The 12,993-nt window shown below is 73.2% G+C and carries 8 protein-coding genes; 3 read left to right on the top strand and 5 right to left on the bottom strand.

Going from position 1 to position 12,993, the window contains the following annotated elements; translation table 11 throughout:
* Positions 1-7: 7 nt before the first annotated feature.
* Positions 8-697 carry a cell division ATP-binding protein FtsE gene (gene ftsE / locus ACZ592_RS25895; RefSeq protein ID WP_055569411.1) on the bottom strand — a complete coding sequence of 230 codons (690 nt, stop codon included), beginning with the start codon at positions 695-697 and terminating at the stop codon, positions 8-10.
* A 240-nt stretch (positions 698-937) separates the two neighbouring features.
* Between ftsE and ACZ592_RS25890 the strand changes: the two genes are divergently transcribed.
* On the top strand, positions 938-1,129 hold the full coding sequence (locus tag ACZ592_RS25890) for a hypothetical protein (RefSeq protein WP_471584031.1): 192 nt from the start codon (positions 938-940) through the stop codon (positions 1,127-1,129).
* A gap of 249 nt (positions 1,130-1,378) precedes the next feature.
* On the opposite strand, the gene ACZ592_RS25885 is transcribed toward ACZ592_RS25890, so the two are convergent.
* The 4 genes from ACZ592_RS25885 to ACZ592_RS25870 form a co-directional block, all read right to left on the bottom strand.
* Positions 1,379-2,035, bottom strand: coding sequence for a hypothetical protein (locus ACZ592_RS25885; protein WP_471584030.1), 657 nt, complete (start codon positions 2,033-2,035; stop codon positions 1,379-1,381).
* A gap of 293 nt (positions 2,036-2,328) precedes the next feature.
* The gene (gene prfB / locus ACZ592_RS25880; protein WP_471584029.1) at positions 2,329-3,435 is read right to left on the bottom strand and encodes a peptide chain release factor 2; all 1,107 of its coding nucleotides are present in this window, start codon (positions 3,433-3,435) and stop codon (positions 2,329-2,331) included.
* A 904-nt stretch (positions 3,436-4,339) separates the two neighbouring features.
* Complete coding sequence (locus tag ACZ592_RS25875) at positions 4,340-5,599, bottom strand: serine/threonine-protein kinase (protein WP_471584028.1); 1,260 nt, start codon at positions 5,597-5,599, stop codon at positions 4,340-4,342.
* Between the two features lie 186 nt (positions 5,600-5,785).
* A complete protein-coding gene (locus ACZ592_RS25870) occupies positions 5,786-7,453 on the bottom strand; it encodes a serine/threonine-protein kinase (protein ID WP_471584027.1) in 1,668 nt (555 codons plus the stop codon).
* A 483-nt stretch (positions 7,454-7,936) separates the two neighbouring features.
* On the opposite strand from ACZ592_RS25870, the gene ACZ592_RS25865 reads away from it, so the two are divergent.
* A complete protein-coding gene (locus tag ACZ592_RS25865; RefSeq protein ID WP_471584026.1) occupies positions 7,937-11,422 on the top strand; it encodes an FHA domain-containing protein in 3,486 nt (1,161 codons plus the stop codon).
* Between the two features lie 174 nt (positions 11,423-11,596).
* Positions 11,597-12,991, top strand: coding sequence for an ABC transporter substrate-binding protein (locus ACZ592_RS25860; RefSeq protein WP_471584025.1), 1,395 nt, complete (start codon positions 11,597-11,599; stop codon positions 12,989-12,991).
* Positions 12,992-12,993 lie beyond the last annotated feature (2 nt).

Below are 12,993 nucleotides of genomic sequence, written 5' to 3'. Positions count from 1 at the left end.
GGGACGGTCAGTGCTGGTAGCCGTACACGCCGCGCGACTGGTCGCGGACGAGACGGCCCTTCTCCAGCTCGATGACCCGCTTGCGCATCTGGTCCACGATCTGCTGGTCGTGGGTGGCCATCACGACGGTGGTGCCGGTCCGGTTGATCCGGTCGAGCAGTTTCATGATGCCGACGGACGTCTGGGGGTCCAGGTTGCCGGTCGGCTCGTCGGCGATGAGGAGCTTGGGACGGTTGACGAACGCGCGCGCGATCGCCACTCGTTGCTGCTCACCACCGGAGAGCTCGCCCGGCATCCGGTCCTCCTTGCCGCCGAGGCCCACGAGATCGAGGACCTGGGGCACGGACTTGCGGATCTCGCCGCGGGACTTGCCGATGACTTCCTGCGCGAAGGCCACGTTCTCGCCGACGGTCTTGTTGGGCAGGAGGCGGAAGTCCTGGAAGACGGTGCCCAGCTGGCGGCGCATGTGCGGCACCTTCCAGTTGGACAGGCGCGCGAGGTCCTTGCCGAGGACGTGCACCTGGCCGTGGCTGGTGCGCTCCTCACGCAGGACGAGCCGCAGGAAAGTGGACTTTCCGGAGCCCGAGGAGCCCACCAGGAAGACGAACTCGCCCTTCTCGATCTCGAGGGAGACGTCCCTGAGCGCGGGGCGGGTCTGCTTCGGGTAGGCCTTGGAGACGTTGTCGAATCGGATCACGGATGCACCACGGGTTGCCGGGGGTAGGTGAGCGTGACCATACGCGAACCCGGTGCGCGAGCGCAGTCGGCGTCCTGAGTTGCGCGAATTGTCACGGAAGCGGGAGGGCACGGAACGGTCGGAAACCGTCCGGAGGCGGCGGGCCGCGCCGAAATCCGCGGAAGCTGGCACAGTGGTAGGGGGAACGATTGAGTTCCCCCTAGCGTTGGGCAGGCTGAGACTGTGCGGGAGGAGAAGCGCATGACCCTGGATCGGTTGGTGTGCGCGAACTGCGCAGCGCCCGTGAGTGAAGGCCGCTGCCCCGTGTGCCGGGCCAATCGCGAGCGCATGCAGCAGGAAGGGCCCTTCGCGGGGCTCAATCCCGCGGCTCTGATAGCGCTGCTCGTGGTGCTGATCGCGGCGGTCGCGCTGCTGGCGCACCAGACCGCGTAACGGCGCCGGGACTTTACGCGGCGGCGCACGCGCGAAGAGCAGCCGCGGTGACCCCTGCGAGCACGAGGCGCGGCAGCCACGCAGAGCGCGACAGGCACGACGCGCACGACTGGCAACGACGCACGACAGCAACGCGAAGGAGGGCCCGGAGCTTCGGGAAGCTCCGGGCCCTCCTTCGTGTCCACGGTCCACGCCGCGTGTGCCGCGTACGTGTCACCGGTGTCGTCGTACTGACGTCACCGCCTGGGATCAGGCAGCGGCGCCGCGGTTGCCGACGAGGCGCGGCAGGATGCGGAAGCCGATGCCGCCGGCGATCATCGTCGCGGCACCGATCAGCAGGAACGTCGTCTCGGCGGCGCCGGTCTCGGCGAGCTCGCCCTTGTCGCCCTTGTTGCCGCCCTGCTCGACCGGCTTGGAGCCGGTGTCGCTCAGGCTGTCCTTGCCCTGACCCTGCTCGACCGGCTTGGAGCCGCCGTCGGGGTCGGTGTCGTTGCCACCGTTCCCGCCGCCGCCGGTGCCGTTGTCGCCCGGCTCACCCGTGCTCGGGTCGCTCGGGTCCGAGGTGGGCGGGTCCGTCGGGTCGTCCGTCGGGTCCGTGGGGTCCGTCGGGTCGTCGGTGGGCTCGGTCGGCTCGTCGGTGGGCTCGGTCGGCTCATCCGTGGGCTCGGTCGGCTCATCGGTGGGCTCGGTGGGCTCGTCCGTGGGCTCGTCGGTGGGGTCGTCGTTCGGGACGTCCACGTCCACGCCGACGCCGCTCTCGTCGGCGTGGGCGCCGACGCCCGCACCACCGAGGTCGACACCGACGTCGAGGGCCGAGGCGGCACCCGCGGCGGTCAGCGAGGCACCGGCGGCGATCACGGCGCCGGCGGCTATCCGCGCGACACGGATCCGCGTCTTCTTGGTCATCTGGCTGCTACCCCCAGTAGCTGAATCGTCAGTGAGGCAGCGTCCGGGGCTGCGCGCTCGCGGGGAGCGGTTCGATCAGCCCCCACAGATCCCACGCGCCCCAGGAATACGCATGCCGCGCGCTAGCCTTTCCACTTTTCACAGCAGCGTCAAGGTCGTTGCGGGCGCGATGTCCGATATCGGGGCAGTTGACCGTGGTACGGAGATGTGACTGTGACGTAAAAGGCAACTGCCGCCTCTTGGGCAGCAGTTGCCTTGTCGATAAAGCCGTTTCCGATCATTCCGATCGGGATTTACTTCTCCTGCTGCTTGCGCCAGCGAATTCCGGCTTCCAGGAAACCGTCGATCTCACCGTTGAAGACGGCCTCGGGATTACCGACTTCACACTCCGTCCGCAGATCCTTCACCATTTGGTACGGGTGCAGGACGTACGAACGCATCTGGTTGCCCCAGGAGTTTCCGCCGTCGCCCTTGAGCGCGTTCATCTTCGCCTGCTCCTCCTGGCGGCGGCGCTCGAGGAGCTTGGCCTGGAGGACGTTCATCGCGGTCGCCTTGTTCTGGATCTGCGAGCGCTCGTTCTGACAGGAGACGACGATGCCGGTCGGCAGGTGCGTGAGGCGGACCGCGGAGTCGGTCGTGTTGACGCCCTGGCCGCCGGGGCCCGAGGAGCGGTACACGTCGATGCGCAGCTCGGACTCGTCGATCTCGATGTGGTCGGTCTGCTCGACCACGGGGAGGATCTCGACGCCCGCGAAGGAGGTCTGGCGGCGGCCCTGGTTGTCGAAGGGCGAGATGCGGACCAGGCGGTGGGTGCCCTGCTCGACGGAGAGCGTGCCGTAGGCGTATGGGGCCTGGACGGCGAAGGTGGTCGACTTGATGCCGGCCTCTTCCGCGTACGACGTCTCGTACAGCTCCGTCTTGTAGCCGTGGCGCTCCGCCCAGCGCAGGTACATGCGCTGGAGCTTCTCGGCGAAGTCGGAGGCGTCGACGCCTCCGGCCTCCGCGCGGATCGTGACGAGGGCCTCACGGGCGTCGTACTCCCCGGAGAGGAGGGTCCTGACCTCCATCTCGTCCAGCGCCTTCTTGACGGCCGTGAGCTCGGACTCGGCCTCGGCACGGGTGTCCGGGTCGTCCTCCTCCTCGGCCATCTCGAACAGCACACCGAGGTCGTCGATGCGCCCGCGCAGCGCCTCGGCCTTCCTGACCTCCGCCTGGAGGTGGCTCAGCTTGCTGGTGATCTTCTGCGCCGCGTCGGGGTCGTCCCACAGGGACGGTGCGGCCGCCTGCTCCTCGAGCACGGCGATATCGGCCCTCATCTTGTCGAGGTCCAGGACGGCCTCGATCGACTCCATGGTCGAGGAGAGGGACTTGAGCTCTTCGGATACATCGACGACTGCCACGACTCCAGCGTAACGGCTGCGGCAAGTGACGTGGTCCGGGCGGGGGGTCGCCCGGAGGCCGGGGAACACTCTTCGGCCTCCGGGCCGGCGGGGTCCGTGCCTGTCCTCGCGCGAGGGGGCGTCCGGGGGCTCTTCGCGCGCCCCGGGGTCCGACTCGGCTCGGCTCGGCTCGGCTCGACTCGGCTCGACTCGACTCGGCTCGACTCGGCTCGACTCGGCTCGACTCGGCTCGGCTGCGGCCCCGTGCCGGTGGGACGGTCCCTGTCCCGCGACGGCGCCCTTCGTCTCCGGCCTCGCGCCGGTGGAGCGGTCCCTGTCCCGCCGCTGCGCGACGGACACCTCCCACCCACCCACCCGTTTACCCCGCACCGGACGGGACCGTAGGAGCCCGTCGCCGCGAGCCCCGGGGCAAGGACCACCGCACAGCGGCTGCCCGCAGAGCCGCAGCAGCGGGCTGGGGGGTGCCCGCACGGGTGGGCGGGCGGGAGAGATGCCGCGGCGCAGCGGCGGCACAGAAAGCACCCCCACCCACAGTTAGCCGCACGAACACGGATACGAGCCGGGGCTGCTCCCACCGTCCGGTGCCGGGCAAACGGGTGGGTGGGCGGGAACGATCCGCCGCGCAGCGGCGGGACAAGACACCCCGCAGCGGCCAGCCGCAGGGATACGGCAGCGACCCGGGGCTGCCCCCACCGCCCGGTGCCGGGCAAACGGGTGGGTGGGCGGGCGGCGCAAACGGGTGAGTGGGCGGGCCGCATCCGCCGCGCAGCGGCCGCACAGAAAGCACCCGCCCACGGACAGCCGCACGGACAGCAGACCTGGCCGGGGCCACCCCCACCGCCCCGGTGCCGGGCATACGGGCGGCGGGGAGAGAGGGATCCGCCGCCCGGCGGGCCGCGCCGCGCTACGGCCGCTCGGGGGCCGAGTTGCCGCTGTCCGGCGAGGGGGACTCCGCGTCGTCGCCGCTCGTCGCGGCCCACGTGCCGATCCCCGCCGCCGCGACGAGGACCACCCCCGCCACCCCCAGCGTGATCCGGCGCCGCCGCGCCGAGGCCCGGTGCTTGGCGGAGCCGGGGCGTGCCGCGCCGGACGCGCGCGGGGCGCGGGCCGTTCCCCGGGCGCCGCCGGCCAGCTCGTCGGGTCCCGGCACCCGCATCGAGGTGTGGGTGTCGCGGTTGGAGTCGGCGGACGCCGAGCCCGGCACGAGGGGCACCGCGCCCCGCCGGGGGGCGGCCTCGCGCGACTCGGGGGCGCTGGTGGAGGCCGGGGCCGAGGCGTCGTACGCCTCCTCGGCCTGCGAGGCCTCCGCGTCCGGCTCGTCGACGTCGAGCGGCGGCATCCCCGCGACCAGCGGCAGCAGCTCCCGCAGGCGCGCGGCCAGCTCGGAGGCGCGCAGCCGGGACGCGGGGGCCTTGGCCAGGCACTGGACGAGGAGCTGCCAGAGCTCCTCGGGGATGCCGGGGAGGGGGACCACCGTCTCGGTGACGTGCCGGCGCAGGACCGCGCCGGGGTGGCCGCCGCCGAAGGGGGTGAACCCCGCGAGGAGCTCGTACAGGACCGTGGCGAGGGCGTAGATGTCGACGGCGGCGCGCGGCGGCAGGCCCTCGATGATCTCGGGGGCGAGGTAGTCGGGGGTCCCGATGATCTTCGTCGCGCGGGTGCGGCGCGGGGAGTCGATGAGCTTGGCGACGCCGAAGTCCGTGAGGAGGGCGGGGTGCGCGCCGCCGGGGCCGAGGTCGCCCTGCATGTCCAGGAGGACGTTCTCGGGCTTGACGTCGCGGTGCACGATGCCCGCGGCGTGCGCGGCGGCGAGGCCGTCGGCGACGTCCGCGACGATGGCGACGGCGGCCTCCGGGGCCATGCGCCGCTCGCGGTCCAGGCGGGTGCGCAGGTCCGTGCCGCGGACGAGGTCCATGACGAGGGCGAGGTCGTTGCCGTCGACGACCAGGTCGTGGACGCCCACCACGCGCGCGTGGTCGAGGCTGAGCAGCGCGGTGCGCTCCTGGACGAAGCGGCCGACGAGTTCCTGGTCGGAGGCCAGGTCCTCGCGCAACAGCTTGATGGCGACGGGACCTTCGGGTCCCTCGCCGAGCCACACCGTGCCGGCGCTGCCACGGCCCAGGATCTGGTGGGCGGTGTACCGGCTGCCGATCTTGCGCGTCAAGACTGCTCCTACGGATGCGTGTTGGCGACAAAACTACGCGGCCTTGCCGCCAACCTTCACTCCGGGAGCAGAAATCACCCTGCAGATGTCGACAAATCCCCGAAGCCGTCCGCGGATTGCGCGCGGACTTCTCCGGGGATCGCCGTTCAGTCGCTCTTCAGACACCCGACCGTCGCGGGGCCGGCCCTAGTTGCCGTTGATCTTCCCGACCCACTCGCCGACCTTGTCGTACGCGTCGGTGATCTGGTCCCAGAAGCTCTTCGTCGACCCGATCCAGTCCTGGAGCGGGCTGAACTCCCAGACCAGCCAGCTGGCCACGAAGAGGATGACGATCGTGAAGAGGCAGCCCTTGAGGCAGCCGAGCCCCGGGATCTTCATCGGGTTGGCGCTGCGCTGACGCGGCTGGCGCGGCTCGCGCTCGGGACGCGGCGCGGGCTGCTGGGGCGGCGGCGCCTGCGGGGGCGCCGCGTACTGCTGCGGCTGGTGCTGCTGGGGCTGGTGCTGCTGCGGCGCGTACTGCTGCTGCTGGCGCTGCCCGCGCGGCTGCTGCGGCGCGTACGGCTGGGGGCGCTGCTGCTGCGGCTGCTGGGGGCGGGCCACCTGGCGCTGGGGGCGGCGGCGCAGCGGGTCGTCGTTCGGGTCCAGGTGTGCCTGGTACTGGGTCTGCTCGTTGCGGTCGCGGGCCGCCCGCATCTGGTTCTGCCAGGGGTGCGGGTCGTTCGGGTCCTGGCCGGGCCCGTTCGGCGGGACCGGCGGCATGACCGCGGTCGGGTCGGCGGCGCCACGGTTGTTCGGCAGCACGGAGGTCGGGTCCGCGTCGCCGGGGTGGCCGCCGGTGCTCTGCATGACGCTGGTCGCGGCGTTCGGATCGTACGAGCCCGCGTTGTTCGGCAGGACCTGGGTGGGGTCGGCGGCGCCCGGGGTCTCCGGGACGTGGGCCGGGGCGGGGTCGGGCATGAGTAGCGCGCCCACGCCCTCCGCCGCGGCGATCTGGGCCGGGGTGGAGTGCACGCCGACGCCCTCGGCGACGGCCCGCAGGCCGCGGGCGAGGTTCTCGGCGCTGGGGCGGCGGTCCGGGTTCTTGTCGAGGCAGCGCTCGATGACCGTCCACAGCGGGTCGGGGACCGTCGAGGGGCGGCGCGGCTCGGCGCTGAGGTGCTGGTGCAGGACCTCGAGGGCGGAGCCGCCGGAGAACGGCGGGCGGCCGGTGACCAGCTCGTACAGCAGGATGCCCGCGCCGTAGATGTCGACGGCGCTGGTCTGCGGGCGGCCCTCGGCGGACTCCGGCGCGACGTACGCGGGCGTGCCGACGAATTCGTGGGTACGGGTCAGGCCCGGGGAGTCCGCGAGGCGCGCGATGCCGAAGTCGGTGAGCATCGGGTGCATGCCCTGGGCGTCCTGCTTGAGGAGGACGTTGGCGGGCTTCAGGTCGCGGTGCACCACGCCGTCGGCGTGGCTCGCGGCGAGCGCGTCGGCGATCTGGGCGGTCAGCAGGGCCGCCGCGACGGGCGTGAACGGGCCGTTCTCGCGCAGGTAGCGGTGCAGGTCGGGGCCCTCGACGAGGTCCATGACCAGGGCGAGCAGATCACCCTCGACGACCAGGTCACGCGTACGAACGATGTTCTCGTGCGTGAGCCTGAGAAGGACGGACCGCTCTCTGAGGAAGCGCATCACGACGTCCGCGTCGTTGGCGAGCTCTTCCTTGAGGACCTTGATCGCGACGGTCTCGCCGGGCTGGCCGGGAACGGCCGCCTCGGCGCCTGCGGTCTCCCGCTGGCGGGCTCGCCAGACGGTGCCCGTGGCGCCGCGTCCGAGCGGCTCCTCGAGCAGGTACTTGCTGCCTACCGGCCGCACGTCATGCGCTCCCTGCTGATCTCGCTGGTCCCGTCCGGACGCTGGTTCTGTCCGGGGGCTGTCCGAAGGTGTTCCGCCCCACTGTAGTGCCGCCGAAAGGGGCATCGGCCGGTCGGATTCCGCCCGGCCTTTTCTTACCGGGGTTCCTCACGGGGGTCTTCCCGGGCTCTCCCCGGGGCGTTCCGGATCGTTGTTCGGTGGAAAGACGCTCAGCTGTGGCCGTTGGTTGCCGAGTGGCCCCGAATTGACCTTCCCCCCTGCCTTTCCCGGAATCCCCCCACACATATCCGCAACGGTCCAAGCAGGCACTTTTCCGAGCAGAGCCGACCAATCAAGATCACTTACAGGTGGCCGCCGGGCGTGTTGTCAGTGGCAGGTGACAGGATGCCTCCAGTACTGGCCGACGTGCCCGTGTGCGGTGGGGGGAATCACAGCGCGTGCCCCCGTACCGGGCGCCCAGCGCAGAAGGGACCGCTGACGGCGATGCAGATCCGGCTGACCGTCCTCGGGCCGCGCAGCGGCCAGACCGAGCAGCAAGGCCGCCCCACCGGGGTGACGGGTGCGCACGGCGCCTGTGACGTCCTGGTCACCGCCCCCGCCGGGACCGCGCTCGCCGCGGTGGCCTCCGGACTCGCCACGGCCGTGGCGGGCACCGACGCCCCCCTCGTGCTGTACGCGGGCCCCGAGCGCCTCGACGCACAGCGCTGCACGCTCGGCGAACCCCCCTTGATCGACGGCGCGGTGCTCTCGCTGGGCGCCCCCGCCGAACCGGGTCCCGAACTGGCGGGGGCGGCCGCCCAGTTGCACGTGGTGGCGGGTCCTGACGCGGGCGGTGTCCATCTGCTGCACGGCGGCCGGATCCGCGTCGGCCGCTCCGCGGAGGCGGACGTCGCGCTGGACGACCCGGACGTCTCCCGGCTGCACTGCTCGGTCACGCTCGCCCAGGACGGCCGGGTCACGGTCATGGACCTCGGCTCGACGAACGGCACGGCGGTGGACGGCAGGGAGATCACCGACCGCCCGGTGGGCCTCTCCCCCGGTTCCCTGCTGCGCATCGGCGAGTCCGCGCTGCGCCTGACGGACGGCGTGGGCGGCCCCGCGGCAGGCCCGCGCGGCCCGCTCGAGACGGCCCCGGACGGTGAGGGCCACGTGCGCGTGCGGCCCGTCGGAGCGCCGCCGCCCACCCTCGGCGAAGCCGCTCCCGCCCCGGCCGGCACCGGCACCCACCACGCGTACGGCCCGGCGGGCTGGGGCGCCGCGGGCGGCACCGGCGCGGAGGGCACGCAGGGGACGCAGGGGACGTACGAGAATCAGCCACCGACCGGCTTCGGCACGCACGGCACGCACGGCGGACCGGGCGGCGCCGAGGGGCCCGTCGTGCCCCAGCAGGGCAGCGCGCCCGACGCCGAGCGGACCCGCACCGGGACCCCCGCGCGCGGGACGACCGTGCCGCGTGGTCTGCGCAAGCGGGGCGGCCTCTCGGCCTGGGCCAGGCGGCTGACCGGCGCGAAGGACGACGGCCGGGACTACACCGACTACGCCGACTACACCGAGTACACCGACAACGCCGACGACGCCGACAACACCGCCCGGTACGACGCACCCGACGGGCACGACACGTACGGGGGACACCAGGGCCCCTACGAGACGTACGGGAGCGGCGACCTCGGCGGCGACGGCCGCCACGCGCCGCTGGAGCCCTCCCCGGAGGAGCTCGCCATGGCCGCCGCCGCGCGCACGCCCGAGGCGTGGCCGGATCCCGCCGCCCTGCTGCTCACCGCGCTCGGCCCGGGGCCGCGTCTCTGGGAGCGCGGCCCCGGCCACCCCGAGGCGCTCGCGGTACGGCTCGGCACCGTCGACCGCGCGCTGCCCGCCGACGACGGCTCCCAGGCGCTGCTGCCCGCCGTGCCCGTCACGGTCGGTCTGCGCGAGGCCGGCTCGCTGGGCCTCGCCGGGCCCCGGGAGCGGCTGACCGGCCTGGCCAGGGCGGTCGTCGCCCAGCTCGCCGCGCTGCACGCCCCCGACTCCCTGGAGATCGTGCTGATCAGCACGGACCGTGCGCGCCCCGTGGCCGAGCGCACCGCCGAGTGGGCCTGGCTCGGCTGGCTGCCCCACCTGCGGCCCGCGCACGGCCAGGACTGCCGTCTCCTCCTCGCCTACGACCGCGACCAGGCGGCCGCCCGCACGGACGAGCTGATCCGGCGCCTCGACGACCGCATCGCCGACGGCGGCGCGCACGGCCCGGACAACTCGTCGGACGGCTCGCAGAGCGCCGGGGCCGGTGTCCGTACGGTCGTCGTCGTCGACGGCGACCCCGGTTCCGCGGGTCTGCGCGAGGCCACCGTCCGGCTGGCCGGCGAGGGCGCGCGGGCCGGGATCCACGTGGTGTGCCTCGCCGAGACCGTGGCCGCCTCGCCCTCCTCCCCCGTCCTGGAGACGTACGAGGCCGCCTGCTCGGTCTCCCCGGCCATTCGCGCGTGCGGTGCCGCCGCGCTGCTCAGCGGCGACGTGGCGACCGCGCTGCGGCTGATGCGGACGGCGGGCGGACGTCCCGCGGGGCACGGCACCGTCGCCGCCGTGGACGCGGTGTCGGCGGCCTGGGCCGAGCGGTTCGCGCGGGCGCTCGCACCGCTGCGGACGGACGGCACGGTCGGCGAGGGGCACACGCGCGTGTCCGCGCCGCTGCCCCAGGCCGCCCGGCTCCTCGACGAGCTGGGCCTGGCCAGGGCCACGCCCGCCTCGCTGATGGCGCGGTGGGCGGCGGCGGCCGACGATCCCGAGGCGCTGGGCGGGCGCGCCCTCGCGGTGCTCGGCGCGGGACCGCGCGGACCCGTGGTCGCGGACCTCGCAGCCGACGGCCCGCATCTGCTCGCCGAGGGCCCCGCGGGCAGCGGGCGTACGGAACTGCTGCGGTCCCTCGCCGCGTCGCTGGCCGCCGCGGAGCGCCCCGACCGGCTCGGCATCGTGCTCGTCGACGGGCGGGACGGCGTCGGCGCCGGCGGGTCCGGCGCCCGGCAGGGCACGGGCCTCGGTGTCTGTACGGACCTGCCGCACGTCACCACCCACCTCGTGGCCAACGACCCGGTGCGGATGCGGGAGTTCGCCCAGTCCCTGGCCGCGGAGCTGAAGCGCAGGGCCGAGCTGCTGGGCAGGCTCGGGTTCGCGGAGTGGCACACGCAGCGTGAGGTGTCGGGGCGGATGGTGGCGCAGCGCTCCGCCCAGCCGTCCGGGGCGGGTTCCGGGGCCGGGGCGAGCGACGGGACCGGTGCGCCGTCTCCCGGCGCCGCGAGCACCTTCGGGACCGGTGCCCCCGGATCGGCGGCAGCTCCCGGTGCTCCCGTCTCCTTCGGTGCCTCCGTGCCCGCGCAGGTGTCCGACGGCGATCTCGATCCGCCGACCAGCGCCACGATGCGGCTGCGGCCCACCACGGCGCGGGAGCGGGTGGAGCCGGGCCCGCCGCTGCCCCGGCTCGTGGTGCTCGTCGACGACTTCGACGCGCTGCTCTCGCCCGCGCTCGGCTCTCCCGGGCGGCCCGCCGCCGGGTCGGTCGTGCGGGCCCTCGAGGCCGTCGCGCGGGACGGGGAGCGGCTCGGCGTGCACCTCGTGGCGGCGACGGCACGCAGCGAGCGGGCGCTGGAGACCGAGCTCGGTCAGCGGGCGACGCTGCGGGTGGTGCTGGACGCGGTGGTGGCCGGTCCCGAGGAGCCCGCGCCGGGGCGCGGCGAGCTGCGTTCCCCGGACGGGCGGGCCACCGCCTTCCAGGCGGGACGGGTGACCGGACGGATTCCCCGTACGGCGACGCTGCGGCCCACGGTGGTGCCGCTGGAGTGGGAGCGGATGGGCGATCCGCCGGCCCGGCGCCCCGTGCGCGAGCTGGGGAACGGGCCCACTGATCTCGCCCTGCTGGCCAGCGCGTTGGAGCGGGCCGCGCGGTCCGTGTCGGCGGACCAGGTGCCCTCCCTGCTCTGAGCCCGTACGGAACGGAACCCACACCAGCCGCAACCCCCGCATCACGGCACATGACGCCACGTCACAACGCCATCACGATCGACGAGTTGACAGCGCAGGCCATCTTGCCGCCCCTCCCCGCGCGGGCGTAGACCAGACCGCACGGGACTCGCCAGGGAAGAGAACGGGGCAGTGATGCGCAGCACTCTTCGTACACGCAGGGCACCGCTACATCGGCGTACCACCGCCAGGATCGCCTCCGCCGTCGTCGCGGGGGCGCTCGCGTTCACCGTCACCGCGTGCGGCGGCGACGACGACAGCGACGGGAACGACGGGGCCAAGAGCGGGGACAAGGACACCGGGTCCGCGCTCCGGCTCCCCGAGCTGGACGGGGAGAACGTCTCCGTGAGCGCCGTGTGGGGCGGTGCCGAGCGCAAGGTCTTCCTGAAGGTGCTCGACGAGTTCGAGAAGCGGACCGGCGCCTCGGTCTCCTTCGTGCCGGCCCAGGACCCCATCATCAGCTTCCTGGAGTCGAAGGTGGCGGGCGGCCAGCCGCCGGACGTCGCGATGCTGCCGCAGGTCGGCGCGATCGACCAGGCCGTGGCGAACAAGTGGGCGAAGCCGGTCGGGCCCGAGGCGCAGAAGCAGCTCGACAAGAACTACGCGCAGGGCTGGAAGGACCTCGGGGCCGTCGACGGCAAGCAGTACGGCGTGTACTTCAAGGCCGCCAACAAGTCGCTGGTCTGGTACAACACGAAGGTCTTCGAGAACGCGGGCGTCAAGGCGCCCAAGACCTGGGACGAGTTCATGAAGACCGCCCAGACCGTCTACGACTCCGGTGTGCCGCCGGTGTCGGTGGCGGGCGCGGAGGCGTGGACCCTCACCGACTGGTTCGAGAACATCTACCTCTCGCAGGCGGGCCCGGAGAAGTACGACCAGCTCGCCCAGCACAAGATCAAGTGGACGGACCCGTCCGTCAAGGACGCGCTGACCACGCTCGGTGAGCTCTTCGGGAAGAAGGGCTTCGTGGCGGGCGGCGCGGACGGCGCGCTGCAGATCGAGTTCCCCGCGTCGGTGAAGCAGACCTTCCGCGGCGGCGACCAGCCCAAGGCGGGCATGGTCTTCGAGGGCGACATGGTGTCGCTCTCGATCGCGGAGACCAAGGCCAAGGTGGGCACGGACGCCAAGGTGTTCCCCTTCCCCGCGGTCGGCGACGAGTCCCCGGCGGTGGTCGGCGGCGACGCGGCCGTCGCGCTGAAGGACAGCAAGGGCGCGCAGGCGCTGCTGACCTTCCTGGCCTCGCCGGACTCCGCGAAGATCTGGGCCGAGGCGGGCGGCTTCATCTCGCCGAACAAGGCCCTGGACGTGTCGGCGTACCCGAACGACGTGCAGCGCAACATCGCCAAGGCCCTGATCGCGGCCGGCGACGACATCCGCTTCGACATGTCGGACCAGGCCCCGCAGTCCTTCGGCGGTACGCCGGGCAAGGGCGAGTGGAAGGCGCTGCAGGACTTCCTGAAGAACCCGAAGGACGTCGCGGGCACCCAGAAGGTTCTGGAGACGGCCGCCGCCAAGGCCTACAAGGACTGACG

The organism is Streptomyces sp. NPDC040622 (assembly GCF_055593965.1).
The sequence above is the reverse complement of the archived record's forward strand: the minus strand, read 5'-3'. Positions and strand labels throughout refer to the sequence as shown.

Coding starts and splice junctions, on each gene's coding strand:
- ACZ592_RS25865 (WP_471584026.1), top strand. CDS start 7,937: ATGCAGATCCGGCTGACCGTCCTCGGGCCGCGCAGCGGCCAGACCGAG.
- ACZ592_RS25885 (WP_471584030.1), bottom strand. CDS start 2,035: ATGACCAAGAAGACGCGGATCCGTGTCGCGCGGATAGCCGCCGGCGCC.
- ACZ592_RS25860 (WP_471584025.1), top strand. CDS start 11,597: ATGCGCAGCACTCTTCGTACACGCAGGGCACCGCTACATCGGCGTACC.
- ACZ592_RS25890 (WP_471584031.1), top strand. CDS start 938: ATGACCCTGGATCGGTTGGTGTGCGCGAACTGCGCAGCGCCCGTGAGT.